Raw genomic sequence first — 25650 nt, 5'->3', positions numbered from 1 at the left:
ACTTGCGTCAGATCGGCGCGGTTGCGGCCATCAGCCACGCCCGTGCGGGCTCGGTCACCCGCGGCGCGATCCGCTCGGCCACCTCGGCATGATAGGCGTTCAGCCAATCGCGCTCGCCCGGTGCCAGCCTCTCTGCGACGATCAGCCGCCGGTCGATCGGCACCCATGTCAGGGTGCGGAAGGCCAGCATCGCGCGGTCATCGGCGCCTTGCAGGGCAGGGGCCTCTTCCACCACCACAAGATTCTCGATGCGGATGCCGAACGCGCCTTCGCGGTAATAGCCGGGCTCGTTGGACAGGATCATCCCCGGCTCCAGCGGCACTTCGGAGAGGCGCGACAGCCGCGCCGGCCCTTCATGCACCGACAGATAGGCTCCGACGCCGTGGCCGGTGCCGTGGTCGTAATCCATTCCGGCCAGCCATTGCGGATAGCGCGCCACCGCTTCCAGATCCCGCCCCGCGCGGCCCGCGGGCCAGCGCAGGCGGCTGATGGCGATCATGCCCTGCAGCACGCGGGTGAAGCAGTCGCGCTCCAGCGTGCCGACCTCGCCGACCGCAACGGTGCGGGTGATGTCGGTGGTGCCGTCGACATACTGCCCGCCCGAATCCACCAGCAGCAGCTCCCCCGGCCGCACGGGGCGGTCGGTGCCGGTGGTCACGCGGTAATGCACGATGGCCCCGTTCGGCCCCGCGCCGCAGATCGTGTCGAAGCTGATGTCGCGCAGGGCGTTGGTGGCGCGGCGGAAGCCTTCCAGCGCGGTCACCACGGCAATCTCGGTGAGGTGCCCCTTGGGCGCCTCTGCATCGAGCCAGGCCAGGAACTCCACCATCGCCGCCCCGTCACGCAGATGCGCCTCGGTCGTGGCGGCGATCTCGGCGGCGTTCTTGCGGGCCTTGGGCAGCAGGCAGGGATCCTCGGCATTGGCGACGGGGATGCCGTCACCCTGCAGCCGACCGGCCTCCTGCAGCTCCTGCACCACCCAGACCGGCACCGTGGCCGGGTCGATCCTGACCGGCCCGGTCAGCCCTTGCAGCGCGGCGCGCAACGAGTCAGGGCGGTGGGTGCGAACGGTGGCGGGAAGGGTCACGCCGCCGAGCTTGGCGGGGTCGATGAAGAGGTCAAGTTTTCCGCGTGAAGACAGGATCGCAAAGGCTTGAACAACCGGGTTTTTCGGCACGTCCGACCCGCGGATGTTCAGCAGCCACGAGATCGAGTCCGGCGCCGTCAGCACTGCTGCCTCTTGGCCTGCCTCGCGCAGGACGGCGGCGATGCGCGCCAGCTTGTCCTCGGCGCTTTCGCCAGCGAATTCCAGAGGTTGCGAGGCGATCTTACCGCAAGCGGGCGCCGGCTGATCCGCCCAGACTGCATCCACCGCATTCGCGACCGGCACCAGCCGGATCGCGGTTCCCTTAAGACCGGCCTCCAACTCCTTGATTTCCTTCGGAGTATGCAGCCACGGATCGAAGCCGATGGTGGCATCCGCCGTCAGCTGCCGGCGCAGCCAGTCGGCGGCCCGGGTCTCGGGCCAGTTCACCGGAGTGAAGGCCGCCGGATCCACCTGCGCATTCACCTGCACCCGGTAGCGCCCGTCGATGAACACCCCCGCCACATTCGGCAGCACGATGCAGAACCCCGCCGAGCCGGTGAAGCCGGTCAACCATGACAGCCGCTCGTCATGCGGGCTGACATATTCGCCCTGCCAGGCATCGGCGCGGGGTATCAGGAAGCCGTCGAGCCCCTTGGCGGCCAGATGGGCGCGTAGGGCGGCGAGGCGCGGCGGGCCGTCCTCGGGGCGGGTGGGGGCGTCGAAGCTCTGGAACATGCCCTACCGCCCGCCGGCATAGCGCTTGATGCCCATCACCCTTGCCCGGGCGCGGGGGTCGCTGTCGAACAGGCTGGCGAGCTGTTCGGTCATCGCGCCGGCCAGCTGTTCCACATCGGTGATGGTCACGGCGCGCTGGTAATAGCGGGTGACATCATGGCCGATGCCGATGGCGATCAGCTCCACCGCGCGGCGCTTTTCGACCATGGCGATCACGTCGCGCAGGTGTTTTTCCAGATAATTCGCGGGGTTGACCGAGAGCGTCGAGTCATCCACCGGCGCACCATCCGAGATCACCATCAGGATCTTGCGCACTTCGGGGCGGCCGATCATCCGGCGATGCGCCCATTCCAGCGCCTCGCCGTCGATGTTCTCCTTCAGCAGCCCCTCTTTCATCATCAGGCCAAGGTTCGGCCGGGTCCGCCGCCAGGGCGCGTCTGCGGATTTGTAAATGATGTGGCGCAGGTCGTTCAGCCGGCCCGGTTGCTGCGGGCGGCCGTTCGCCAGCCAGCGCTCGCGGCTTTGGCCGCCCTTCCAGGCGCGGGTGGTGAAGCCGAGGATTTCCACCTTGACCTGGCAGCGCTCCAGCGTGCGGGCCAGCACATCGGCGCAGATCGCGGCGATGGAGATCGGGCGGCCGCGCATCGAGCCGGAATTGTCGAGCAGTAGCGTGACCACGGTATCGCGGAACTCGGTGTCCTTCTCGACCTTGAACGAGAGGGGCGTGGTCGGGTTCGCCACGACGCGCGCAAGGCGCCCCGCGTCCAGCACGCCTTCCTCCAGATCGAATTCCCAGCTGCGGTTCTGCTGGGCCTGCAAGCGGCGCTGCAGCTTGTTGGCAAGCCGGCTGACCGCGCCCTTCAGCGGCTCCAGCTGCTGGTCGAGATAGGCGCGCAGGCGTTCCAGCTCTGCCGGTTCGGCCAGATCCTCGGCGCGGATTTCCTCATCGAACTCCGTGGCATAGACGGAATAGTTCGGGTCGGCGGCCGAATAGGGGGCGGGGGGCGGCGGCTCCATCGGGGCGTCGCCATCAGGCATCTCTGCCTCGTCGCCATCCTCCATGTCGGCCATGTCATCCATGCTGACCTGGGCCTGGCTGGCGTCTTGCTGCTGCTCCTGGCTGCGCTCGGGCGAGGCGTCGCTGTCCTCGGGGTCTTGCTCATCCGATTGCTGGCTGTCGCCGGTGTCGGGGTCCTGGTCCTCGCCGGGCTGGTCGGCGTCTTCATCTTCTTCCGCGTCGGGGTCATCGCCGAGTTGGTCGCCATAGCCGAGATCGGCGATGACCTTGCGGGCAAGGCGGGCGAAGGCGGCCTGATCCGACAGGCTGCCGTTCAGGCCATCGAGCGTGCCGGCGGCCTGCTGTTCGATGAAGGGGCGCCACAGCTCCATGACATTGGCGGCCGAGGCGGGCAGGTCGCGCCCCGTCGCCAGATGCCGCACGAGGTAGCCCGCGGCCTGCGCCAGCGGCGCGTCGGCGGCGGCGCGGATCTGGCCATAGCCCTTGCGATCCGCCTCATGCGCGATTTTTGCGTCGATATTTCCGAGGGTTCCGGGCATGTCGCGGGCGCCGACAGCCTCGCAACGCGCATTCTCCATCGCCTCGTAGAGGTCGCGCGCCATCTGGCCCTGCGGCTGATAGCGCGCGGCGACGCCGTCATCGTGATGGCGGCGGCGCAGGGCGAAGGCGTCGGCGGTGCCGCGGGCCAGCAGCACCTCGTCTTGCGTCATCCGGCGGCTGACCTGCGGCAGGCGCATGGTTTCCGCGGTCATGCCCGGAGGGTCGACCGAGAAGCTGACCGCGATATCGCGGTCGTCGGCCAGCGTCTTGGTTGCCTCGGCGAGGGCCTTCTTGAACGGGTCTGCCGGGTTGTCCGAAGGTTTCATTTCGGCGCCTCCAGCGCATATGGAAAGCGTATGGAACCTGTATGGTTTCCATACATACGTTTGCCCTCAGCGGATGCTCTTGCTCGCGGCACTTTCCGGCAGTTCCTCGGCAAAGCAGCGCTGGTAGAATTCGGCCACAGTCTGCCGTTCCAGCTCGTCGCATTTGTTCAGGAAGGTCAGCCGGAAGGCATAGCCCGTATTGCGGAAGATCTGGGTGTTCTGCGCCCAAGTGATGACGGTGCGCGGCGACATGACGGTAGAGAGGTCGCCGTTCATGAAGGCGGTGCGGGTCAGGTCGGCGACGGTGACCATCTGGCTGATCTCGCGGCGGCCCTTTTCCGTGTTGTAGGTCGGGTTCTTGGCCAGCACGATCGCCGCCTCGGCGTCATGGCTGAGGTAGTTGAGCGTGGAGACAAGGCTCCAGCGGTCCATCTGGCCCTGGTTGATCTGCTGGGTGCCGTGGTAGAGGCCGGTGGTGTCGCCAAGGCCGACGGTGTTTGCGGTGGCAAACAGGCGGAAGGACGGGTGCGGGGTGATGATCTCGTTCTGGTCGAGCAGCGTCAGCTTGCCATCCGCCTCCAGCACGCGCTGGATCACGAACATCACGTCGGCGCGGCCCGCATCGTATTCGTCGAAGACGATGGCGGTGGGGTTGCGCAGGGCCCAGGGCAGGATGCCTTCGTGGAACACGGTGACCTGCTTGCCGTCCACCAGCTTGATCGCGTCCTTGCCGATCAGGTCGATCCGGGAGACATGGCTGTCGAGGTTCACGCGCACGCAAGGCCAGTTCAGCCGCGCCGCCACCTGCTCGATATGGCTCGACTTGCCGGTGCCGTGATAGCCCTGGATCATCACCCGGCGGTTATAGGCAAAGCCGGCGAGGATGGCGAGCGTGGTGTCGGGGTCGAACTTGTAGGTGCTGTCGATGTCCGGCACCCGTTCCGAGCGGTCGGGGAAGCCGCGCACCTTCATGTCGGTGTCGATCCCGAAGACCTCGCGGACCGAGATGTCTTCGGTGGGTTTCGCGTTCTTGTCCAGCATTCCGTCCGCCATCATTGCCCCTTGCGCCGGGAGGCGCTTGTCAGTTGCGCCGCTTGGCGCTGTCTTGCCCGCGCGTGCGCGGCCCTCGAACGCCCCCGGGGGCGCGGTGATCCCCGGATTGATGGAACATATCGGCGGGGGGTGCAAGGGCGAGGGCTGCAGTGCAGCGGCGGCGGGTGGCCGGGGCAGGGTGCCGCCCCGGCGTGTGGGGTCAGTCGCGGAAGTTGCGGCTGTCCTTGATCTGGTCCCAGGCCCAGACGACCTCTTGCAACCGGTCCTCGTCGCTGCGGTCGCCGCCGTTCATGTCGGGGTGCAGGTCCTTGACCAGGCTTTTGTACTGCTTGCGGATCTCGGGCTTGGTCCAGGTGTCGCGGGCATCGAGGATCTCGATGGCCTTGCGCTCTGTCGGGGGCAGCTTGCGGGTGGCGCCGGTTCCGCCGCCGCGGCCCGGGTTCTGGGTGGCGTTGGTGCCGAGGATCTCCAGCGGGTCATCGACGCCGAGGCGTTGCCAGGCGCGGTCTTCCTCGCGGCGCTGGCCGAAGGGCTTGGTCTCGCGGCCCCAGAGCCGGTCCTTCTCAAGGAATTTCTGGAACTCCTCGTCGGTGGTGCCCTGGAAGAAGTTCCACTTAAGGTTGTATTCGCGCACATGGTCGCGGCAGAACCAGAAGAACTCGTCCAGATGGTCGGGCGATTTGGGCGCACGGTACTGGCCCTGCTCGGCGCAGCCCGGATGGTCGCAGGCGCGGGTCGACGACTCGAAGGCCCCCGACATGCCGCGCTTGCCTTTGGTGCGGCGCTTCTTGTCCGAGGACACGCGCAGATCGAAGTTGAAGGGGTCGTTCTTGGTCATGGGTACCCTGCGGTGCTGCCTTTCCGACTCGGGAGGGCAAGTTTAGGGTTTTTCACGCCGCTTTGAAGGGGCAGTGACGGTGCGGGTGCAAAATAGCGAGAAGGCGGGGCAGTTATGACGATATCGGAGGAGATACGCCAGCGGTTAGACGCGCGCTTTGCCCCGGAAGCGCTGGAGGTGGTCGATGAGAGCGAGAGCCACCGCGGCCATGGGGGCTGGCGCGAGGGCGGGCAGACGCATTTCCGGGTGCGGATTCGGGCGGGCGAGTTGGCGCCGATGTCGCGGCTGGCGCGGCACCGGGCGGTGCATGCGGCGCTGGGGCCGGAACTGATGGCGCGCCTGCACGCGCTGGCGGTGGACGCGGGCTAGTCGGCGGGGCCGAGGCGCGGGGCCTTGCCCGGCTCCGGCGCCGCCTCGACCTTGGGCGCATCCCCCAGCGGGGCGGTGGCGCGCAGGGCCGGGGCGGGCTCGTCCTCGGCGATGTCGTCCGCCTCGGGGGCGCGGGCAGGCTGGCCAAAGCTGCCGAGCCCGGGGGCGGCGACCAGCGGGCGCTGCTGGGGCGCAGGCGCCGGCGCGGCAGGGGCCGCCAGCGCGCGTGGCATTTCCACCGCGGCGACGGCGGCGGGGATGCGGCGGAAGGTCAGCAGGTTCTGATAGGTGGTGGTGCGGCTGGTGAAACCGGACCGCTCCTCGCAGGGCAGCGTGTCGGCGCGCAGATATTCCCAGCCGTCGCGGGCCATGTCGTTCATCAACTCGGTCATCGCATGGGCAAACCGCTCGGCCGTGGTCTTCAGCCCGCGGACCTTTTCGCCGCGGCCCGGTGCGGGGATCACCTTGTACTCGTATCGCTGCATGACGTCTTCGTCTCCCTTGCCCCATCGGTGCGGCATCGGTTGCCTATGGGCCACAGCCACGCCGATTGCGCAAGATCAAGGCGCGGGCGGCTCGGCGGTTTCATGCTTCCTAAAGGCGGGCAAAGGGGCAAGGCCATGAACATCCTCGTGATCCAGGGGCATCCGGACAGCGGCGAGGGGCATTTGTGCCACGCGCTGGCCGAGGCCTATGCCGGCGCGGCGATGGCGGCGGGGCACGGCGTGCGGTGCATCGACGTGGGGGCCGCGCCGGTGACGCTGCTGCGCTCGCGCGCCGAGTGGACGGGGCCGCCGCCGGATTGGGCGGCCGAGGGGCAGGCGGCGATCCTCTGGGCCGATCATCTGGTGCTGGTGTTCCCGCTGTGGCTGGGCGGGATGCCGGCGCGGCTGAAGGCGTGGCTGGAGCATGTGTTCCGCGAGGACTTTGCCTTCCGCCGCGGGGCCAAGGGGTGGGAGCGGCACCTGTGCGGCAAATCGGCAAGGATCGTGGTGACGATGGGGATGCCGGCGCCGGTCTACGGGCTGTGGTTCGGGGCGCATGGCACGGCGCAGCTGTCGCGGTCGATCCTGGGGTTCTCGGGCATAAGGCCGGTGCGGGAAACACGGGTGGGCATGGTCGAGGGGATGAGTGCGGCAGCGCGGGAGGCCTGGCTGGGGCGGATGCGGAAGCTGGGAGCGAAGGGGGGGTGAGCCCATCCGTTGATTGCCGATCCATCGCGCGCGGGTTAACACTTTGGTGACCACGGGGCGGGCAAGCTTCGGGCGGCAGCAGGGGCGGGCGGCATGGCGAACCATCTTTACTATGGCGACAATCTGGCCGTGCTGCGCGAGAGCATCCGCGATGAGAGCGTCGATCTGATCTATCTCGACCCGCCGTTCAATTCGAATGCCAGCTACAATGTACTGTTCAAGGGCGGCGACGGCGCGCAATCGGCGGCGCAGATCGAGGCGTTTGACGATACCTGGCACTGGAACGACAGCGCCGAAGAGGCCTTTGGCGAGGTGATGCGGGGCGGCAATGCGGCGGCCAGCACCATGCTGCGGGCGATCCGGTCCTTCCTGGGCGACAATGACATGATGGCTTATCTCGCCATGATGGCGGTGCGGCTGATCGAATTGCACCGGGTGCTGAAGCCGACCGGCTCGCTGTACCTGCACTGCGACCCGACGGCGAGCCACTATCTGAAGATCTTGCTGGATGCGGTGTTTGGGGCGACGAATTATCGGAACGAAATTGTCTGGCTTCGTTCAAGAAATCCAAAGGGTTCTCAGCATGGCGTGAAGCAGCTCGGGAAATCCACGGACACGATTTTCTACTTTGTCAAATCTGCGTCTGCGCCGCTTTACCGTGAACGTATTATGCGCCCACTCACCAGCACAGAGATCGAGGAGAAGTACGCGTTTGTCGACGAAGTAGGCCGTTGGGACGATGGGCCAGTCATGCGCTCGGGAAGCATGGGAGATCGTGAAAACCTTGTCTATGAGTACAAAGGCTTTACTCCCGGTCCCGCCGGATGGCGCATGGAAATCGAGAAGCTGAAAGAGCTCGATAGGAAAGGCAACCTGTATTGGACGTCAACTGGTCGGCCGCGCCGCAAGCTTCGCCCAGAAGATGACAAAGGAACCACTATCAGCAACTATTGGGACGACATTCCGCCGCTCAATTCACAGGCCAAAGAACGCCTCGGCTACCCCACCCAAAAGCCCGTCGCCCTGCTCGAACGCATTCTCAATGCCTCCTCCAATCCCGGCGATGTGGTGCTCGACCCGTTCTGCGGCTGCGGCACCACCGTTCATGCGGCGCAGAAGCTGGGGCGGCAATGGGTCGGCATCGACGTGACCCATCTGGCCATCGGGCTGATCGAAAAGCGGCTGCGCGATGCCTTTCCGGGGGTGGAATTCACCACCCACGGCGTGCCGCAGGATATTGGCGGCGCGCGCGAGCTGGCGGCGCGGGGCAAGTATCACGAGTTCGAAAAATGGGCGCTGTCGCTGATTGCGGCGCAGCCGGGCAACCTGTCGAAGAAGGGCGCCGACAAGGGCATCGACGGCAACCTGTGGTTCGGCGCGAAATCCGAGGGCCGCGCCATCGTCAGCGTCAAGGCGGGCGGCAATGTCGGCGTGGGCATGGTGCGCGACCTGCGCGGCGTGATCGAGCGCGAGGGGGCGGGGGTTGGCATCTTGCTGACGCTGACCGAGCCGACGCGCCCGATGCTGACCGAGGCGGCAGGGGCGGGGCAGTATGAGCTGCCGGGCTTTGCCCCGGTGCCGCGGCTGCAGATCGTGACGGTGGAGGAGGCGATGCGCCTGCGCGACCGCGCGCTGCGCCTGCCCGCGCGGCGCGATGACGCCTTCAAGCGCGCGGTGGTGGAGAAGGACCCCGGCGCGCAGGGGCGGCTGGACCTGTAGGGGGCCGGGGCCTTACAGCCCCAGCTTCCGCGCCACCATCTCGTTCACCACGGCCGGGTTGGCCTTGCCGCCGGTGGCCTTCAGCACCTGCCCGGTGAACCAGCCGGCGAGCTTGGCATTGGCGCGGGCCTTTTCCACCTGGGCGGGGTTGGCGGCGATGATCGCGTCCACCGCGGCCTCGATGGCGCCGGTGTCGGTGACCTGCTTCATGCCGCGGGCGGCGGCGATTTCGGCGGGGGTGCCGCCTTCGGTCCACAGGATCTCGAACAGGTCCTTGGCCATCTTGCCGGAAATCTCGCCCGAGCCGATCAGGTCCAGCACGCCGCCAAGCTGCGCGGCGGAGACCGGGCTTTCGGCGATGGTCAGGCTTTCCTTGTTCAGGCGGCCGAACAGCTCGTTGATGACCCAGTTGGCGGCGGTCTTGCCGTCGCGGCCCCCGGCTACCGCCTCGAAGAAGACGGCGTTCTCCTTTTCGGCGGTCAGCACCGAGGCGTCATAGTCGGTCAGCCCGAAATCGCCCATGTAGCGGGCTTTGCGGGCGTCGGGCAGTTCGGGCATGGTGGCGGCGATGTCATCGACCCAGGCCTGCTCGATCTCCAGTGGCAAGAGGTCGGGGTCGGGGAAGTAGCGGTAGTCATGCGCCTCTTCCTTGGACCGCATCGAGCGGGTTTCGCCCTTGTCGGGATCGTAGAGCCGGGTTTCCTGCACGATCGACCCGCCATCCTCCAGGATCGCGATCTGGCGGCGGGCCTCGTAGTCGATGGCGGCCTGGATGAAGCGCAGCGAGTTCATGTTCTTGATCTCGCAGCGGGTGCCGAGATGACTGAAATCCTGGGTCGCCTGATATTTCTCATACTGCCCCGGCTTGCAGACCGAGACGTTCACATCGGCGCGCAGGTTGCCGTTCTGCATGTTGCCATCGCAGGTGCCAAGATAGCGCAGGATCTGCCGCAGCTTGGCGACATAGGCCGCGGCCTCTTCGGGCCCGCGGATGTCGGGGCGGGAGACGATCTCCATCAGCGCGACGCCGGTGCGGTTGAGGTCGACGAAGGACATGTTCGGGTCCATGTCATGGATCGACTTGCCGGCATCCTGCTCGAGGTGGATGCGCTCGATGCGGACGAGGCGGGCGATCGTTTTACCATCGGGGCCGGGGCCCATGTCGACGATGACTTCGCCCTCGCCGACGATGGGGTGGTAGAGCTGGCTGATCTGGTAGCCCTGCGGCAGGTCGGGGTAGAAGTAGTTCTTGCGGTCGAAGGCCGAGCGCAGGTTGATCTGGGCCTTCAGACCCAGCCCGGTGCGGACGGCCTGCGCCACGCAAAATTCGTTCACCACCGGCAGCATCCCCGGCATCGCCGCATCGACGAAGGCGACATTGGCATTGGGCTCGGCCCCGAAGGTGGTGGAGGCGCCGGAGAACAGCTTGGCGTTGGACGCCACCTGCGCGTGGACTTCGAGCCCGATCACCAGCTCCCACTCGGCCTTGGCGCCGGAAATCACCTTGGGCTGCGGGGCGGTGAAGGTCAGGTCGAGCATGTCGGTGCCTCATGTCTGCGGATCGCGCCTTCATACGGCGCGTGCGCGGGCCGGGCAAGGGTGGAGGGGCAGCTGTCTGAAGCAGCCTCCTTCGGCAGTCCGGCCCAACAGAGGGCAGGGCCCGTCCGCCGGGTGGGCGGGCAACAGGGGTTCTAGGCGCTTTATGGTGCGGCCCACCTCCACCGTGGTTCTAGGCGCTGGCGTGGAAAGCGCCCGCCCGGGGGGGCGGACGGGCGCTGCCCGGCGGCGCAGAAGCGCCTTGATTCCGGGCAAGGGAAGAAAGGGGCCAGTCCTCCCGGAAAACAGGTTCCGAACCCGTTAACGCAATACTGCGGTTTCTGTCAGGTTTGCGCGGGTTTCCGCCGAGGAAGCAAGGAATCGCCTAAGCGGTTTTCCGCGAATTGTTTCGTTAGGGGGTTTGCGGGCAGAAGGGCGGCTGCCGGGTGCATGGGTCCGGTGCCACTGTTCAGGTCCAATGTCAGCTTTCCGCCTTCCCCGTTCGTTTGCGCTGTGTGCGTTCGTCTTTCTTGCGGCCTGCGTGCAGCCGGCCGAGGCTCCGGCCACCGCGCCGGTCACCCGTTGGGACCATCGCCCCGAGGCGCTGAGCTGGACCGAGGCGACGCTGACCGCGCTGGAAACCGACGGGGCCGTGCTGGCCACCACCGTTCCCTCCGACATCGCCACCTTCTGCCCGGGCTACGCGACGGCTTCGCTGGAAGAGCGTGAGGCGTTCTGGGTGGGGATGCTCTCGGCGCTGGCCAAGCATGAAAGCACCTGGAACCCCAAGGCAAGTGGCGGCGGTGGGCAATGGCTGGGGCTGATGCAGATCGCGCCGGGCACCGCGCGGGCCTATAATTGCGAGGCGACCTCGGCGAGCGCGTTGAAGGATGGCTCGGCCAACCTCGCCTGCGCGGTGAAGATCGCGGCGCGGCAGGTCGGCAAGGACCGCGCGATCCTGTCCAACGGGCAGGGCGGCTGGGCCGGCCTTGCGCGCGACTGGGCGCCGATGCGGTCTTCGGGCAAGGTTGCCGAGATGGCGGCCTGGACCAAGGCGCAGCCCTATTGCCGGGTGCCGGCCTCGCGCACCTGAGGGTTTCGGGACTTGAGGTGGATGGGCGGGCTTCGGCCTGCCCTTTTGCGTTCCGGGGGCTTTGGGGGCCGGCCGCGGGGGCTTTGCGCCCCCGCACCCCCGCAGGATATTTGAGAAATGCAAAGCTGGAAGGCGCGGGCGCGCGGGAGCTGTGTGGCCCCGGCGGGCCCGTCAGCCGCGGATCACGGCGGGGCGGCGCTTGGGCAGCAGCTTGCGCGTTGCGTCGATCATCGAGATGCCGCGGCCATCGGGCTGGCCAAGCGCCAGCGTTTCCGCCTTCAGCATCTCGATGCCCTCGGCCGAGGTTTCGGGCAGGCGCTCGGGCGGGATCGGGCGGCCGACGGTTACCCGGTAGGGCTGGCGGCCCTTGTTCAGGGTCTCGTGGAACAGGGTGATGTCGCGCAGGGTCGGGTGGATCAGGTCGAACAGGTAGAACAGCGCCGAGTTGCGGGCGCGGATGTTCAGCGGCACCACCGGGATGTCGAACTTGCGGGCGATCATTGCGGCCGAGGGCATCCAGTCGCGTTCGTAGAGCCGCAGGCCCCGGCGCTTGGCCAGCCGGCCCGAGGGGAAGATCACCCCGAGGCGGCCCTGGTCCAGCGCGGCGCGGGTCAGCGTCATCGTCTCGCGGGTCTTGGCGAGGGTGCGCTTGTCCATCCGCCATTCCACCGGCAGGATCAGGCTTTGCATCTGCGGCAGGATCCGCAGGATATCGGAATTGGCATAGATGAAGAGGTCGGGGCGCACCGATTGCAGCACCGACCACAGGATGATGCCATCGGCGATGCCGGTCGGGTGGTTGGCCACCACCATCGCCGGGCCGTTGCGCGGGATATTGTCGAGCCCGGTAACCTGCACGTCCTGCGCGATGATCTGCGCCATGGTCGCCATGATGCGCTCCGTCGGCTCATGCTCCACCGCCGTGCCGATGGCGACGGTCTTGGGATAGCCCAGAAGCCGGGTCAGCAGATGACGCGCAACGGTATGATGCGGACGCCCGGTGAAGAGCCACGGCGCGCGTTCCGCGATTAAGGGGTCGATCTTGTCCTGCATGGCACACTCCGAACACAGGCTGACAACAGGAATATGACAGCTTAGTTCCCTGCGCCAGAGGGCCGCGTTCCCGGCCGCGGGATCGGCGGAAGCCTGCCATGGGCGGTGTCCCGGGTGCCTTGGGGCAGATTCAGCTGGCCCGCCAGCCTGTGCAGCGCCAGCGCGACCAGCGCCAGCGCGAAGGGCAGCAGTGGCCAGAGCCCGATGCGCCACAGCGACAGCGCCGCCAGCAGCCCCGCCCAGAGTGCCAGATACTGCGCCGGCCTTGGCCGCAGCGCAGGGTCGGGATGGCCTGAAGGGGAGTCGGGACGGGAGCTGCGCATGGCAGAAAGAGGCCGCCGAATTGTGGCGGGATTGTGGCTGAAGAAATTGGGGTCCGGGATCTGCGGAAACAATGCAGGTACCGGTATGCAATTGTTGCTGAATTGCGGACAATACTGCTCCAATCCTTGCCGACCCGGGCAATTCTGCGGCGGCCGGGATGGCCGGGCCGCCGCAGGAAGCGCTGTGTTCGGGGCCGGTCAGGCGTCTCCGGCCTTGAGGATTCGCCCCACCATCTCCCCCGTATCGCGGCTGAGTCCCGGGCGCGCGGCGATGCTCTGCAGGGCCCCCTGCGCCTGCGCCTGGCGGTCCGTGTCATAGCGGGTCCAGGTCTCGAAGGCGGTGCTCATCCGTGCCGTGGTCTGCGGGTTCACCGCATCGAGCTTGATCAGCCAGTCGGCCAGCAGGCGGTAGCCGGCGCCCGAGGGGTGGTGGAAGCCGGCATGGTTTTCGGCCAGCGCGCCCATGACGGACCGGAAGCGGTTGGGGTTCTTCCAGTCGAAATCGGGGTGACGGGTGAGGGTGGTTGCGACCTCTGCCAGCCGGTCCGGCGCGGCGTGCAGCACCTGCACCATGAACCACTTGTCGATGACCAGCCGGTTTCCCTGCCAGCGCTGGTGGAAGGCGGTCAGTTCAGCCGCGCCGCGGCCAGCGTCCAGCAGGCAGGAGAGCGCGCCGAGGCTGTCGGTCATGTTGCCTGCCTGCGCATGGGCGCGGGTAGCGGCCTCGCCACCGTCCAGCCGGGTCAGGAGGCCAAGGCAGGCGAGGCGCAGGGCGCGCTGGCCGGCCGCGGCGGCGCCGGGGTCGAAGGGGCCGTTGTTGGCAAGGCTTGCGATCATGCCGGGCAGCACCGGGGCGAGGCGCTGCGCCAGCGCCAGTTGCAGGCGCTTGCGGGCGGCGTGGATGGCGTCAGGGTCGGGGACCACGCCGCTGGCGTGCAGGGTCTGGGCCATGTCATCCTCGGCCGGCATCCGCAGGCAGAGCGCGCGGAAGGCGGGGTCGAGGCATTCATCGCGCACCACCGCTTCCAGCCCGGCAAGCAGGTCGGCGGCGGGCTCCGCGCCCTCCGTGACCATCCGCGCCAGCACCTCCTTGGCAAGGCCGCGGCCCGCCTCCCAGCGGTTCACCGGATCGGTGTCATGGGCCAAGAGGAAGGCGCGCTCGCCGGGGGGCGCGGTGCGGTCGAGCACGACCGGGGCCGAGAAGCCGCGCAGGATGGAGGGGACGGGGCGGGCGGAGAGGCCTTCGAAACGGAAGCTCTGCTGGCCTTCCGTCATCTCCAGCACGGTGGTCGGCAGCACCTCGTCACCGTTGGGGGCCAGGAGGCCAAGCGCGATCGGGATCACCCGCGGCGGCTTGTCCGGCTGGCCGGGGGTGGGGGGCGTTTCCTGGCGGAAGGTCAGCGTGTAGGTGCCGTCCTGCCAGTCATCCTCCACCGCCAGCCGCGGGGTGCCGGCATCGGTGTACCAGCGCTTGAACTGGGCAAGGTCGCGGCCCGTCGCATCCTCGAACACCTTCAGCCAGTCCTCGATGGTGGCGGCATCGCCGTCATGCCGGTCGAAATAGAGGTCGAGCGCGGCCTTGTAGCCCGCGTCCCCCACCAGCCGCTTGAGCATCCCGATCACCTCGGCGCCCTTTTCGTAGATGGTGGCGGTGTAGAAATTGTTGATCTCGACATAAGCATCCGGGCGGACGGGATGCGCCAGCGGCCCCATATCCTCGCGGAACTGGCGGGCGCGCAGCGTCAGCACATCCTCGATCCGCTTCACCGGGGCAGAGCGCATGTCGGACATGAACTGCTGGTCGCGGAAGACGGTCAGCCCTTCCTTGAGGCACAGCTGGAACCAGTCGCGGCAGGTGATGCGGTTGCCTGTCCAGTTGTGGAAATACTCATGGGCGATGACCCGTTCGATGCGCTCATAGTCGGTGTCGGTTGCGGTATCGGCGCTGGCCAGCACCAGCTTGGAGTTGAAGATGTTGAGGCCCTTGTTCTCCATCGCGCCCATGTTGAAGTCATCGACGGCGACGATGTTGAAGACCTCGAGGTCATATTCGCGGCCATAGACCTGCTCGTCCCAGGCCATCGAGCGTTGCAGGGCGTCCATCGCGAAGGCGCAGCGATCCTCGTCGCCGGGGCGGACCCAGATGTTGAGGGGGGTGGCGCGGCCCGAGCGGGTGGTGAAGCTGGCGGAATGCGCGACCAGATCGCCCGCGACCAGCGCGAACAGGTAGGCGGGCTTGGGCCAGGGATCGACCCATTCCGCCCAGCCGGGGCCGGAGGCGGCGGGGTTGCCGTTCGACAGCAGCACCGGCATGTCCGATTCGATGCGCACCCGGAACGGGGCCATCACGTCGGGGCGGTCGGGGTAGAAGGTGATCTTGCGGAACCCCTCCGCCTCGCATTGGGTGCAGTAGATGCCGCCGGACATGTAGAGGCCTTCGAGCGCGGTGTTGGTTTCGGGAGCGATCTCGACCTCGGCCTCCAGCGTGAAGGCGGTGGCGGGGAGGAGGGCGGCGGGGATGGTCAGGCCTTCGGCATCGGGGGCGATGTCGGGGAGTGGCGCGCCGTTCAGGGAGAGGGAGATGAGGGTCAGGTTCTCGCCGTGGAGGTGGAGGGGCTGGCCTTCGGTGGTGGGCTTGAGGCTCAGGCGCGAGAGGACACGGGTGTGCTGCGGATGGAGGCGGAAGGTCAGCGCCACTTGCTCCACCGTGAAGGGGAAGGGAGCGTAGTCGGCGAGGAGGGTGGGCTCGGGAGCGGTATCGGTCACGGGATGCGTCCTTCTGGGGGAAGCCGGGGATCGGGGGAGCCTAGGGCGCGGCGAGGCGGGGTTCAACCTTGTGTGGGGGGAGGGGGTGAAGGAGCTCTCCGACCCCTCGTCCCTCGCTTCTTGCCCGGAACAAGGCGCTTTAGCGCCGCCGGGCAGCGCCCGTCCGCCCCCTCGGGCGGGCGCTTTGCGATGCCAGCCCCTAGAAATTCTGTGGGAGGGGTTGCACCATAAAGTGCCTAGAACCAGCGTTGCTCGCCCACCCGGCGGACGGGCGCTGCCCTCTGGAGTGCGGGCTGAAACGCGGATTCTGTCGAACGCACACCCCACACCCGCCCACCAAATCATCACCCACGGGCCAGAACCGGCCGACCCGCCGAAACCGCCGCCCGCTTTCTTGCGCCTCTGCGGCCGCTCGCCTAATGCTGGTCCGGCCCCTCTGCGGGCCATTTGCGAGGGAGAGACGCATGAGCGAACGCGTGGACCGCCACGGCCTGCAGGTCGATACGGCGCTGGCCGATTTCATCGAGACGGCGGCGCTGCCCGGGACCGGGGTAGACCCCGCGACGTTCTGGGCCGGATTTTCCGCGCTGATCCATGACCTTGGCCCGAAGAACCGCGCGCTTCTGGCGCGGCGCGAGGCGTTGCAAAAGCAGATCGACGCCTGGCACATCGCCCGGCGCGGGCAGGTGCATGACGCCGAAGCCTATACCGCCTTCCTGCGCGAGATCGGCTATCTGCTGCCCGAGGGGCCGGATTTCACGCTCGCGACCCGGAACACCGATCCCGAGATCGCCACGCTGGCCGGCCCGCAGCTGGTGGTGCCGATCACCAATGCCCGCTATGCGCTGAACGCCGCGAATGCCCGTTGGGGCTCGCTGTATGACGCGCTCTACGGCACCGATGCGCTGGGCGATGCGCCGCAGGGCAAGGGCTATGACGCGGGCCGCGGGGCGCGGGTGATTGGCTGGGCCAAGGACTTTCTGGACCAGGCGGTGCCGCTGGCGGGTGCCTCCTGGACCGCGGCGCAGGCGCTGACGGTTGCCGGGGGCGCGCTGCGGGTGCGGACCGAGGCGGGCGAGATTGGCCTTGCCGACGCCGCGCAATTCGCCGGCCATGCTGGCGACGCCGCCGCCCCCACGCAGGTGCTGCTCAAGCATAACGGCCTGCATATCGAGATCCTCATCGACCCCGCCAGCCAGATCGGCGCCACCGATCCGGCCGGCATCTCCGATGTCTGGCTGGAATCCGCGCTGTCCTCGATCATGGATTGCGAGGATTCGGTGGCCTGCGTCGACGCCGAGGACAAGGTGCTGGCCTATTCCAACTGGCTGGGCCTGATGAAGGGCGACCTGACCGAGACCTTCCAGAAGGGCGGCGAGACGCTGACGCGCCGCCTGAACCCGGATTTCGACTATGTCGCCCCGGACGGCTCGACCCTCACCCTCAAGTGCCGCGCGCTGATGCTGGTGCGCAATGTCGGCCATCTGATGACCACCCCCGCCCTCCATGACCGCGAGGGGCGTGAGGCGGGCGAGGGGCTGATGGATGCGATGGTCACCACGCTGCTCGCCATGCATGACCTGCAAAAGACGACCGGCCCGCGCAATTCGGTCTGCGGCTCGGTCTATGTGGTCAAGCCCAAGATGCACGGGCCCGAGGAAGTGGCCTTTGCCGATGAGATATTCACCCGCGTCGAACAGGTGCTCGGCCTGCCCGCCGATACCGTCAAGCTGGGGATCATGGATGAGGAGCGGCGCACCAGCGCCAACCTCAAGGAATGCATCCGCGCGGCGATGCACCGGGTGGCCTTCATCAATACCGGCTTCCTCGACCGCACGGGGGATGAGATCCACACCGCGATGGAAGCGGGGCCCATGGTCCGCAAGGGCGAGATGAAGGCGCAGCCGTGGATTTCGGCCTATGAGGACCGGAACGTCGATATCGGGCTGGCTTGCGGGCTGCAGGGCAAGGCCCAGATCGGCAAGGGCATGTGGGCCGCGCCCGACCTGATGGCGGCGATGCTGGAGCAGAAGATCGCGCATCCGATGGCCGGCGCCAACTGCGCCTGGGTTCCCAGCCCGACGGCGGCGGTGCTGCATGCGGTGCATTACCACAAGGTCGATGTCTTCGCCCGCCAGGCCGAGATCGCGGCGATGAACCGGCCGGCGCGGCTGGGCGACCTGCTGACGCTGCCGCTGGCGACCGGGCGCAACTACTCGGATGCCGAGATCCGGGACGAGGTGGAAAACAACTGCCAGGGCATCCTGGGCTATGTGGTCCGCTGGGTCGATCAGGGCATCGGCTGCTCCAAGGTGCCCGACATCCATGATGTGGGGCTGATGGAAGACCGCGCCACTTGCCGCATCTCGGCGCAGGCGCTGGCGAACTGGCTGCAGCATGGCGTGGTGTCCGAGGCGCAGGTGATGGACAGCTTGCGCAAGATGGCGGCGGTGGTGGACCGGCAGAATGCCGGCGATCCGGCCTATGTGCCGATGGCGCCCGATTTCAGCGGCTATGCCTTTCAGGCGGCCTGCGATCTGGTGTTTCTGGGGAATGTGCAGCCTTCGGGCTATACCGAGCCGGTGCTGCATGCCCGGCGCGAACGGATCAAGCAAGCCGGGGTCAAGGGAGCGAGCGCATGAGCCTGACACTGACTGCCGCACGGCAGATCATCGAGGTGGCGATGGAAACCGGGCGCGGGCAGGGCTGGAAGCCGCTGTCTGTCGTGGTGCTGGATGCGGGCGGGCATGTGCTGTCCTTCGACCGGCCCGACGGCGCCAGCCCCGGCCGGTTCGAGATCGCCCGCGCCAAGGCGTACGGCGCGGTGATGCTGGGCATGGGCGGCTGCGCGCAGATGGCGCGGGCCGAGGCGCAGGCCTATTTCATGGCGGCGGTGAACGGGGTGTTCGAGGGGAAGGTGCTGCCGGTGCCGGGCGGCGTGCTGGTGCGCGGGCCAAGTGGGGCGGTGATCGGCGCGGTGGGGGTGACCGGCGATACCTCGGACAATGACGCCGCCGCAGCCTCGGCTGGCATCCGCGCGGCGGGGTTTGTGGCCGAGGCCTGAGCCCCTCCGCGCTGCGGGCAGGTCCGGCGCGGCCCGATCTGCCCGTTTCCCGGGCATCTGCCCTGATGCGCGGCGCACTGTGCGCGAGGGGCCCTTTCGCGCCCGGACTTCTGCGCCTATCTTCGCCTCATGCGACAGACATGCAGGAAGGACGCCCCATGACGCGCCCGGTCGTCGGGATCATCGGCAATTCGGCATTGCTGAATGACAGCTACCCCGCCCATGCCGGCGGGGTGATGAACAGCCAGGCGGTTGCGCAGGTGGCCGATTGCATCCCGCTGCTGATCCCGGCCGACCCCCGCTACATGACGGTGCCCGAGCTCTTGGAGGTCTGCGACGGCTTCCTGCTGACCGGCGGGCGCCCCAATGTCCACCCCTCGGAATACGGCGAGGAGGAGACGCCCGCGCATGGCGCCTTCGACCGCTCGCGCGATGCGATCACCCTGCCGCTGATCCGCGCCTGCGTGGAGCGGGGCCAGCCGTTCTTCGGCATCTGCCGCGGCTTCCAGGAAGTGAACGTGGCGCTTGGCGGCACGCTCTACCCGGAAATCCGCGACCTGCCGGGGCGGATGAACCACCGGATGCCGCCCGATGGCACGCTGGAAGAGAAGTTCGAGCTCCGCCATACCGTGCGGTTCTCCGACGATGGCCCCTTCACCCGCCTGTTCGGCGCGCCGGAGGTAATGACCAACTCGCTGCACGGCCAGGGGATCAAGACTCCCGGCAAATGCGTGGTGGTGGACGGGGTCGCGCCCGATGGCACCGCCGAGGCGCTCTATGTCGAGGGCGCGCCGGGCTTCACGCTGTCGGTGCAGTGGCACCCGGAATGGAACGCGGCGAACGACCCGGTGTCGCGCCCGCTGTTCTGCGCCTTTGGCGAGGCGGTGCGGGCCTGGCGGAAGGGGCTCGTGCAGCCCGTGGCGGGGGTGGCGCGGCTGAGTGCGTGAGGGGTGGGGAGGGATTGTGGCTCACTTTATTGCGACGAGCCTCACCGGGCCGCGTCGAAGGTGTGTCACAGTTGGTCGCCGAAAAGTGCACGACAATCACACCGAAATAGTCGGTGGCGCCGTCATCATACCCGTCAAGTTCGCCGCAGACAGAAAAAGCCCGCAAATGTTCTGATAGCCAAAATTGACTGTTCGCAGAAGGTTTGGCTGAGCCTTTTCGCCATCTCTTTCTAGGAATGATTTGACAAGAAACAGCTCTGGGTCACCCTCAGCTTGATATGCCTCAGTCACGCCTTCTCCCTCCGCCGTTCCATAGGGTGCCCGATGCGTAAACCGATTCCTGAGTTCGTTCGAGTACCAAAGCCAGGTATCGCTGCTGAAACGCAGTCGATCTTTCCCTTTGCTTTTTCCGGTGCCCTCTCCGGTCCGCAGGAGGCTATTTCTTTCAAGCAGTCTTATGATTGGGAGGCATCGCAGATCGTCCGGATCTACTTCGTTGAGAAGTTTCGGCATTGAATCGATTGTGATGCCGCCGACTTTCTGCCGCAAAAGCTGAATCGCAAGAAATAATGCATAGTGATCTCTTGCTGCACTAAAGGCTTGGTAAAAGCTATGGACGAATGCAGACAGGTCGAAGCCACGGATGTGGCTATATCTTGCCGGTGCTGGATCGGTTGTGGAAAGGTGAGCGAGCAGCTCATTCTGGAAATACTCGGCCATGTTCACTATTGCGAAGTTCAACTGATGCAGCGAGAGGGAGACGTGGTTTGCCTGTATTGCAAGCTTTTCCATGTCGTTGAAAGATAGCGGGTCGGATGCGGAACGCCCTATCACGCTATAAACTTCTCGGCGCTTAATCGCCCTTGAAATTGACGAAGACACCATGCGCCATCTATATGAGGGATTGTTGTCAGGCGGATTCAGGCATTCAACAGCGGGCGCCCAGCGCCAGTGCATTGAAGCTGGGCCCCGCGTGACCTGTTTTACGCCGATGACGTCTATCATTCTGCTTTTGATGTATTGTTTGAATTTTTTGTGGGGTATCGGTGAGCTTCTGGTTAGCTGACCATCCTTTAAAATAGGGTAGATGAACGCCGTCGTGTCACTACAGGAGAAGGCGCACAATCCACCAGTAAGCAGAATTATCTCTTCTACTTCAAGGCGCCCGGACGAAATGAGCTCTGCGTTTACTTGAAAATCAAGCTTATCCATATCGACAGCATAAAGTTCAGTCTCGACTGAGTCTAGATGAACGGATATCAGCGCCCCGCTGAGCGGATGTTTCTCCCCCACCCCCCACCACCGCCTTGACCTTTCCCCCCCGCGCCGCCACGGTGCCGGCCGATCAAGGGAGCCCGTCATGGCCAGCCGCACCGCCCCGTTTGCACCGTTCGAATTCATGATCGCCTGGCGCTATCTGCGCGCCCGCCGTGCCGAGGGCGGGGTGTCGGTGATGACCTGGATCAGCCTGATCGGCATCACGCTGGCCGTCTTCGCGCTGATCGCGACGCTGTCGGTGCGCGCCGGCTTCCGGGCGGAGTTCGTCGATACCATCCTCGGCGCCAATGCCCATGCGACGGTCTACTCGGCCCCCGTCACCACCGAGACCGGCGCCACCGTCCGCACCATTGCCGACTATGAGGCGATGACCGCGCGGCTGGCCGAAGTGCCGGGCGTGACCAGCGCCGCGCCGCAGGTGCGCGGGCAGGCGATGGCCAGCGCTGGCGACCGCGCCGCCGCCGCGGATGTCTACGGCCTCAGCGCCGAAGACCTCGGTGCCATCCGCCGCGTCGCCGACCCCGAAACCTCGCAAGGCGATATCGCCCGCTTCGACGAGGGCATCGCCATCGGCTCGGTGATGGCGCAGGAGCTGGGGGTGGGCCCCGGCGACCGCATCCGCCTGATCCAGCCCAATGGCGCGCGCACCGCATTCGGCACCTCGGCCCGGGTGAATGCCTATGAGGTCGTCTATATCTTCACGGCTGGCCGCTATGACATCGACCGCACCCGCATCTACATGCCGTTCCTCGAGGCGCAGAGCTACTTCAACCGCGAGGGCGTGGCGGATGAGATCGAGGTGATGGTCGAGGACCCCGAAGAGGTGGACCGGCTGACCGTGCCGCTGCTGATGGCCGCGGGTCCGACTGCCTATATCTGGACCTGGCGCGACAGTTCCGGCAGCTTCCTGCGCGCGCTGGATGTCGAGGACAATGTGATGTTCATCATCCTGTCGATCCTGGTGCTGATCGCGGCGATGAACATCACCTCGGGCCTGATCATGCTGGTCAAGAACAAGGGCCGCGACATCGGCATCCTGCGCACCATGGGCCTGACCGAGGGCTCGGTGCTGCGGGTGTTCTTCCTCTGCGGCACGTTCACCGGGGTGATCGGCACGGCGATGGGGGTGGTGCTGGGCTGCCTGTTCGCGCTGTGGATCGACCCGATCTTTTCCTTCGTCAACTATGTCGCGGGCGGCGGAGTCTGGGACCCGTCAATCCGCGGCATCTACAACCTGCCGGCCAAGCTGCAACTGGCCGATGTGCTGAAGGCGGCGGGGCTGTCGCTGGGCCTCTCGTTCGTCGTCACGATCTTTCCCGCGCGCCGTGCCGCCCGGATGAACCCGGTGGAGGCCCTGCGCTATGAGTGAAACGGTGCTGGATCTGGTGGGGCTGGAGAAGGTCTACAACCGCGGCAAGCCGTCGGAAGTGGCGGTGCTGCGCGGAGTCGATCTGACCGTGGCGCGCGGCGAGGTGGTGGCGCTGGTGGCCCCGTCAGGCGCCGGGAAATCGACGCTGCTGCACATCGCGGGGCTGCTGGATACGCCCGATGCAGGCACCGTGGCCATCGAGGGCGAGGCGATGGCCCGGCTCGGCGACCGCCGCCGCACCGAGGTGCGCCGCCAGAAGGTCGGCTTCGTCTACCAGTTCCACCACCTGCTGCCCGAGTTCAGCGCCGCCGAGAATATCGTGCTGCCGCAGCTGGCAAATGGAGTTGGCCGCGCCGAGGCCGAGGCGCGGGCGTTGGAGCTGCTGGACCGCGTCGGCGTGCTGCCCCGCGCGTCCCACCGCCCCGCCGCGCTGTCGGGCGGCGAGCAGCAGCGGGTGGCCTTCTGCCGCGCGCTCGCCAATGCCCCGGCGCTGCTGCTGGCGGATGAACCGACCGGCAACCTCGACCCCGGCACGTCAGACCGGGTGTTCGGTGCGCTGATGGAGCTGGTACGCAGCACCGGCCTGTCAGCCCTGATCGCCACCCATAACCTCGAGCTGGCGGCGCGGATGGACCGGGTGGTGCGGCTGGATGCGGGGCGGGTGGTGGCCTGATCCGGATCAAGGCGCAGGCGCGGCGGATGGGGCAGGGTGGCGGCAGAGAGCCCGCCGGAGGATCCGCCCATGCGCCTGCTGCCGATCGCCTGCCTTGCCCTGTCCCTTGCGCCGCCGCCCGCCGCCGCGGACCCTGTCGCCGAGGGGCGCGCGGTCTGGGTGGACGCCTGCGCCAGTTGCCACGGCCCCGCGGCGCGCGGCGACGGGCCCATGGCCGGGATTCTGGTGCTGCCGGTGCCGGACCTGACCGGGCTGGCGGCGGCGAATGACGGCACCTTCCCGTGGCTGCGGGTGGTGCATCTGGTCGATGGCCGCAGCGGCCTGCGCGGGCATGGCGGGCCGATGCCGATCTTCGGCGCGCTGATGCGCGGCGATGCGGTGGCGGCCGAGGCGCCGGATGGCACGCCGCTGATCACAAGCGCCCGGGTGCTGGCGGTTGTGGCCTGGCTGGACAGCGTGCAAGTGAAATGACAGCGGGCGGAGGACGGGCGGCCTGAGATGGGCCCGGCCCGCACCCCAAGAAGGAGCGGCAACATGCGATATGGATCAGGGCTGGCCATCGTGGCCTCGGCCACGGCGGCGCTGCTGGCGGCGGCCTGCGCGGTGGTGCCGCCCGAAACCGGCGAACGCGCCTTTGCCGAACACTGCGTCAGTTGCCACGGCATCACGGCGCGCGGCGACGGTCCTGCCGCGGCGGGCCTGCCGGTGCCAGACCTGACCGGCATTGCCGCGCGCAATGGTGGGGTGTTCCCCCGCGCCGCGGTGATGACGACCATCGACGGCTACAGCCGCGGCCTCCATGGCGAGCCGGGCGCGATGCCGCAGTTCGGCGACCTGCTGCGCGGCCGCACCGTGCTCTATGACAGCGGCGACGGCATTGCCACACCCACACCCGAAACGCTGGTGGCGCTGGCGGAGTATCTGCAGCGGATCCAGGGGTGATGGCTCAGGTCTGATCCCACCGTGCCACCTCCTCCGCCACAAGATGCTGCAGGTGCCACAGGTTGCGGTCGCGCAGCCCGTATTCATCCATCTTGGCGACGGTGCTGTAGAGGTACTCCGCCCCCGATCCGGCATGGCCGCAGGCATGGGCCAGCCGCCAGGCCACGGTCTCGGGCGCAAGGCCCGAGACCACGATCGGCCCCGTCGGCCCGGCCCAGAAGGTCAGTGCCCGGATATCCTCCCCCTCGGCGCGGGTCTTGATCCAGCGCGCCATGCCGGCATGTTCGCGCCCCGGCATCTCGCGGCGCAGCAGCGCGTCCAGCCCCTCGGCCTCGTGCCCCGGCGCGATCTCCATCAGCAGGCCGGTGGTCGAGCCGCCCCGCTCCAGCGCCATCATCAGCCCCGGGATCTCGGGCGAGCCGCGCCAGCTGGTCAGTTCGAGGCAGAAGCTGCGATGCCAGCCATGCGCCACGGCGGGGCGGATGCGGCCCACGGCAAAGCCGGGGTTCCAGATCAGCGAGCCATAGGCGAAGATCCAGAGCGGGCCCTTGTGGCCGTGCAGGAGCTGCTGTGACAGCCCGGCATAGTCCTCATCGGTCAGCGGGGTGAAGCTGGGGTCCGGCCCCGGATCGGGCACCTCGCGCCGGGTGCGCTGCACCTGTTCGGGGGTGAGCGTCATCGGGCGCGTGACCCGGTGGAACACGCGCCGCGCGGGGCTGAGGGAGGGGAGGGAGGAGTCGGGCATGGCCTGCGCAATGTAGGATGTGCCGCCCCGGGGGCAAGGGGCGGCCTCTGTGATGGCCGGTCGCGCCCCATCCGCTGCGCCGCACCTGCCCCTCAGACGGCGCGGCTATTCGCCGGCGGGCAGGGCGGCCGCACGCTCTTCTGCCGGCAGCGTCGCGGCAATCCCCTGCGCCAGCACGCCAAAGCCTGCCGGTGTGGGGTGGATGGTGTCCTTGTAGAGATCGGGGTCCCAGCCGGAGATGTCCTGAACAAGGTGAACCCGCTCGGGCGCGGCGCCGGCCCTTGTGGTCAGATCCACGCCCATGTCCACCACTGCCGGGGCACCTGTGGAGTCCTCCAGTTCGGCCTTTGTCGGATACAGCCAGAAATCGGCTTCGCACGAGCACGTCGCCAGAAAGGTCGCCAGCTTGGCAAACGGGTCCTCTGCGGGCACCACAAGCTCCGCTGGTGTGGGCGGCGCCTGGGGTTTCAACAAGTACTTCTGGGCATAATAATAAAGAGCCGAGACCGGCCGTCCTCTGGGATGGTACAATTCGTCACGCCATGAGGAAGGCGAACTGAAATCGCCGCTGTTCAGGACAAAAACGATTCGGTCGCTTCCCGCCACGACTTCCGGATGATCCTCGAGATAGTTCAGCTCGTTCACAAGGCTCCAGCTTCCGGCGCTGATCGGCCAGACCTGCGCGCCGGTCGCTGCCCGAAGTTGCGGGGCAAGCCGCTCTGGCTCCCGGTAGGGGTTGCCACCCCAGACGATACTGTCGCCGACCAGCAGGATGTCCAGTCCGGGGCCCGGAATGAACGGGTCAGCCGTGCCCATATGCTCGGCATTGACGGCGTAGTCGCGGGAGTTCAGGAACGAGCCGGACTGGTTCGCCGCGGGGATATAACCCGTCCGGTTGTCCGCGTCATAGAGCGGGAAATCGATGAAGCCTGCCATACGCAATGCCACCTCTGCGATGGCTATGGCCCCGACTGCTCCAAATG

The 25650-nt window shown here is 67.3% G+C and carries 23 protein-coding genes; 11 read left to right on the top strand and 12 right to left on the bottom strand.

The annotated features are described in order from the left end of the window. Positions 1-7 precede the first annotated feature (7 nt). From GVY41_RS08065 to GVY41_RS08050, 4 genes are all read right to left on the bottom strand, one after another. Positions 8-1822 (bottom strand): aminopeptidase P family protein, encoded by a 1815-nt coding sequence (locus GVY41_RS08065; RefSeq protein WP_161345158.1) that lies wholly within the window; start codon positions 1820-1822, stop codon positions 8-10. A gap of 3 nt (positions 1823-1825) precedes the next feature. Then, complete coding sequence (gene cobT / locus GVY41_RS08060; RefSeq protein ID WP_161345160.1) at positions 1826-3706, bottom strand: cobaltochelatase subunit CobT; 1881 nt, start codon at positions 3704-3706, stop codon at positions 1826-1828. A gap of 66 nt (positions 3707-3772) precedes the next feature. Then, complete coding sequence (gene cobS / locus GVY41_RS08055) at positions 3773-4747, bottom strand: cobaltochelatase subunit CobS (protein WP_161345162.1); 975 nt, start codon at positions 4745-4747, stop codon at positions 3773-3775. Positions 4748-4958: 211 nt separating this feature from the next. Then, entirely contained in the window at positions 4959-5597 is a 639-nt protein-coding gene (locus tag GVY41_RS08050) for a J domain-containing protein (RefSeq protein ID WP_161345164.1), read from the bottom strand. A 114-nt stretch (positions 5598-5711) separates the two neighbouring features. Between GVY41_RS08050 and GVY41_RS08045 the strand changes: the two genes are divergently transcribed. Further along, positions 5712-5966: a BolA family protein gene (locus tag GVY41_RS08045; RefSeq protein WP_161345166.1), complete on the top strand. Its 255-nt coding sequence runs from the start codon at positions 5712-5714 to the stop codon at positions 5964-5966. Here the strand turns inward: GVY41_RS08045 and GVY41_RS08040 are convergent. Continuing rightward, complete coding sequence (locus tag GVY41_RS08040; protein WP_161345167.1) at positions 5963-6451, bottom strand: DUF4177 domain-containing protein; 489 nt, start codon at positions 6449-6451, stop codon at positions 5963-5965. The genes GVY41_RS08045 and GVY41_RS08040 overlap by 4 nt on opposite strands. Positions 6452-6586: 135 nt before the next feature. On the opposite strand from GVY41_RS08040, the gene GVY41_RS08035 reads away from it, so the two are divergent. Next, entirely contained in the window at positions 6587-7159 is a 573-nt protein-coding gene (locus tag GVY41_RS08035; protein WP_161345169.1) for an NAD(P)H-dependent oxidoreductase, read from the top strand. 93 nt (positions 7160-7252) lie between these two features. After that, a complete protein-coding gene (locus GVY41_RS08030) occupies positions 7253-8878 on the top strand; it encodes a DNA methyltransferase (RefSeq protein ID WP_161345171.1) in 1626 nt (541 codons plus the stop codon). 12 nt (positions 8879-8890) lie between these two features. On the opposite strand, the gene gatB is transcribed toward GVY41_RS08030, so the two are convergent. Further along, positions 8891-10417, bottom strand: a complete 1527-nt coding sequence (gatB, locus tag GVY41_RS08025) for an Asp-tRNA(Asn)/Glu-tRNA(Gln) amidotransferase subunit GatB (protein ID WP_161345173.1) — start codon at positions 10415-10417, stop codon at positions 8891-8893. A 538-nt stretch (positions 10418-10955) separates the two neighbouring features. Here gatB and GVY41_RS08020 point away from each other — a divergent pair. Then, entirely contained in the window at positions 10956-11507 is a 552-nt protein-coding gene (locus GVY41_RS08020; protein ID WP_229725992.1) for a transglycosylase SLT domain-containing protein, read from the top strand. Positions 11508-11678: 171 nt separating this feature from the next. Here GVY41_RS08020 and GVY41_RS08015 read toward each other — a convergent pair whose 3' ends face one another. From GVY41_RS08015 to pepN, 3 genes are all read right to left on the bottom strand, one after another. Further along, positions 11679-12560: a lysophospholipid acyltransferase family protein gene (locus tag GVY41_RS08015; RefSeq protein ID WP_161345177.1), complete on the bottom strand. Its 882-nt coding sequence runs from the start codon at positions 12558-12560 to the stop codon at positions 11679-11681. Between the two features lie 41 nt (positions 12561-12601). Further along, a complete protein-coding gene (locus GVY41_RS08010; RefSeq protein ID WP_161345179.1) occupies positions 12602-12883 on the bottom strand; it encodes a hypothetical protein in 282 nt (93 codons plus the stop codon). 198 nt (positions 12884-13081) lie between these two features. Continuing rightward, the gene (gene pepN, locus GVY41_RS08005; protein WP_161656879.1) at positions 13082-15649 is read right to left on the bottom strand and encodes an aminopeptidase N; all 2568 of its coding nucleotides are present in this window, start codon (positions 15647-15649) and stop codon (positions 13082-13084) included. Between the two features lie 464 nt (positions 15650-16113). Between pepN and GVY41_RS08000 the strand changes: the two genes are divergently transcribed. From GVY41_RS08000 to GVY41_RS07990, 3 genes are all read left to right on the top strand, one after another. After that, entirely contained in the window at positions 16114-18291 is a 2178-nt protein-coding gene (locus GVY41_RS08000; protein WP_161345181.1) for a malate synthase G, read from the top strand. Then, positions 18288-18713 carry a GlcG/HbpS family heme-binding protein gene (locus tag GVY41_RS07995; RefSeq protein WP_161345183.1) on the top strand — a complete coding sequence of 142 codons (426 nt, stop codon included), beginning with the start codon at positions 18288-18290 and terminating at the stop codon, positions 18711-18713. The genes GVY41_RS08000 and GVY41_RS07995 overlap by 4 nt, the downstream gene beginning before the upstream one ends. 158 nt (positions 18714-18871) lie before the next feature. Continuing rightward, the gene (locus GVY41_RS07990) at positions 18872-19660 is read left to right on the top strand and encodes a gamma-glutamyl-gamma-aminobutyrate hydrolase family protein (protein ID WP_161345185.1); all 789 of its coding nucleotides are present in this window, start codon (positions 18872-18874) and stop codon (positions 19658-19660) included. Between the two features lie 96 nt (positions 19661-19756). On the opposite strand, the gene GVY41_RS07985 is transcribed toward GVY41_RS07990, so the two are convergent. After that, entirely contained in the window at positions 19757-20872 is a 1116-nt protein-coding gene (locus tag GVY41_RS07985) for a hypothetical protein (RefSeq protein ID WP_161345186.1), read from the bottom strand. Between the two features lie 148 nt (positions 20873-21020). On the opposite strand from GVY41_RS07985, the gene GVY41_RS07980 reads away from it, so the two are divergent. The 4 genes from GVY41_RS07980 to GVY41_RS07965 all read left to right on the top strand — a co-directional run bounded on the left by GVY41_RS07980 (position 21021) and on the right by GVY41_RS07965 (position 23922). Beyond that, positions 21021-22307, top strand: a complete 1287-nt coding sequence (locus GVY41_RS07980) for a lipoprotein-releasing ABC transporter permease subunit (protein WP_161345188.1) — start codon at positions 21021-21023, stop codon at positions 22305-22307. Beyond that, positions 22300-22980, top strand: coding sequence for an ABC transporter ATP-binding protein (locus tag GVY41_RS07975; protein WP_161345190.1), 681 nt, complete (start codon positions 22300-22302; stop codon positions 22978-22980). The genes GVY41_RS07980 and GVY41_RS07975 overlap by 8 nt, the downstream gene beginning before the upstream one ends. Before the next feature lie 69 nt (positions 22981-23049). Continuing rightward, a complete protein-coding gene (locus GVY41_RS07970) occupies positions 23050-23451 on the top strand; it encodes a c-type cytochrome (protein WP_161345192.1) in 402 nt (133 codons plus the stop codon). A gap of 63 nt (positions 23452-23514) precedes the next feature. Continuing rightward, on the top strand, positions 23515-23922 hold the full coding sequence (locus GVY41_RS07965; protein ID WP_161345194.1) for a c-type cytochrome: 408 nt from the start codon (positions 23515-23517) through the stop codon (positions 23920-23922). Positions 23923-23926: 4 nt separating this feature from the next. Here the strand turns inward: GVY41_RS07965 and GVY41_RS07960 are convergent, their stop codons facing one another. Beyond that, positions 23927-24667 carry a gamma-glutamylcyclotransferase gene (locus tag GVY41_RS07960; RefSeq protein ID WP_202456089.1) on the bottom strand — a complete coding sequence of 247 codons (741 nt, stop codon included), beginning with the start codon at positions 24665-24667 and terminating at the stop codon, positions 23927-23929. A 105-nt stretch (positions 24668-24772) separates the two neighbouring features. Beyond that, on the bottom strand, positions 24773-25603 hold the full coding sequence (locus GVY41_RS07955) for a hypothetical protein (protein ID WP_161345196.1): 831 nt from the start codon (positions 25601-25603) through the stop codon (positions 24773-24775). Positions 25604-25650 lie beyond the last annotated feature (47 nt).

The sequence above is a fragment of the Frigidibacter albus genome (genome assembly GCF_009908165.1).
In the GTDB taxonomy this organism is placed as follows: Bacteria; Pseudomonadota; Alphaproteobacteria; order Rhodobacterales; family Rhodobacteraceae; genus Frigidibacter; species Frigidibacter albus.
The sequence above is the reverse complement of the archived record's forward strand: the minus strand, read 5'-3'. Positions and strand labels throughout refer to the sequence as shown.

Bases quoted from the DNA above. Each gene is read 5' to 3' on its own strand.
- GVY41_RS08065 (WP_161345158.1), bottom strand. From the start codon at position 1,822: ATGTTCCAGAGCTTCGACGCCCCCACCCGCCCCGAGGACGGCCCGCCG.
- cobT (WP_161345160.1), bottom strand. From the start codon at position 3,706: ATGAAACCTTCGGACAACCCGGCAGACCCGTTCAAGAAGGCCCTCGCC.
- cobS (WP_161345162.1), bottom strand. From the start codon at position 4,747: ATGCTGGACAAGAACGCGAAACCCACCGAAGACATCTCGGTCCGCGAG.
- GVY41_RS08050 (WP_161345164.1), bottom strand. From the start codon at position 5,597: ATGACCAAGAACGACCCCTTCAACTTCGATCTGCGCGTGTCCTCGGAC.
- GVY41_RS08045 (WP_161345166.1), top strand. From the start codon at position 5,712: ATGACGATATCGGAGGAGATACGCCAGCGGTTAGACGCGCGCTTTGCC.
- GVY41_RS08040 (WP_161345167.1), bottom strand. From the start codon at position 6,451: ATGCAGCGATACGAGTACAAGGTGATCCCCGCACCGGGCCGCGGCGAA.
- GVY41_RS08035 (WP_161345169.1), top strand. From the start codon at position 6,587: ATGAACATCCTCGTGATCCAGGGGCATCCGGACAGCGGCGAGGGGCAT.
- GVY41_RS08030 (WP_161345171.1), top strand. From the start codon at position 7,253: ATGGCGAACCATCTTTACTATGGCGACAATCTGGCCGTGCTGCGCGAG.
- gatB (WP_161345173.1), bottom strand. From the start codon at position 10,417: ATGCTCGACCTGACCTTCACCGCCCCGCAGCCCAAGGTGATTTCCGGC.
- GVY41_RS08015 (WP_161345177.1), bottom strand. From the start codon at position 12,560: ATGCAGGACAAGATCGACCCCTTAATCGCGGAACGCGCGCCGTGGCTC.
- GVY41_RS08010 (WP_161345179.1), bottom strand. From the start codon at position 12,883: ATGCGCAGCTCCCGTCCCGACTCCCCTTCAGGCCATCCCGACCCTGCG.
- GVY41_RS08000 (WP_161345181.1), top strand. From the start codon at position 16,114: ATGAGCGAACGCGTGGACCGCCACGGCCTGCAGGTCGATACGGCGCTG.
- GVY41_RS07995 (WP_161345183.1), top strand. From the start codon at position 18,288: ATGAGCCTGACACTGACTGCCGCACGGCAGATCATCGAGGTGGCGATG.
- GVY41_RS07990 (WP_161345185.1), top strand. From the start codon at position 18,872: ATGACGCGCCCGGTCGTCGGGATCATCGGCAATTCGGCATTGCTGAAT.
- GVY41_RS07985 (WP_161345186.1), bottom strand. From the start codon at position 20,872: ATGGATAAGCTTGATTTTCAAGTAAACGCAGAGCTCATTTCGTCCGGG.
- GVY41_RS07980 (WP_161345188.1), top strand. From the start codon at position 21,021: ATGGCCAGCCGCACCGCCCCGTTTGCACCGTTCGAATTCATGATCGCC.
- GVY41_RS07975 (WP_161345190.1), top strand. From the start codon at position 22,300: ATGAGTGAAACGGTGCTGGATCTGGTGGGGCTGGAGAAGGTCTACAAC.
- GVY41_RS07970 (WP_161345192.1), top strand. From the start codon at position 23,050: ATGCGCCTGCTGCCGATCGCCTGCCTTGCCCTGTCCCTTGCGCCGCCG.
- GVY41_RS07965 (WP_161345194.1), top strand. From the start codon at position 23,515: ATGCGATATGGATCAGGGCTGGCCATCGTGGCCTCGGCCACGGCGGCG.
- GVY41_RS07960 (WP_202456089.1), bottom strand. From the start codon at position 24,667: ATGCCCGACTCCTCCCTCCCCTCCCTCAGCCCCGCGCGGCGCGTGTTC.
- GVY41_RS07955 (WP_161345196.1), bottom strand. From the start codon at position 25,603: ATGGCAGGCTTCATCGATTTCCCGCTCTATGACGCGGACAACCGGACG.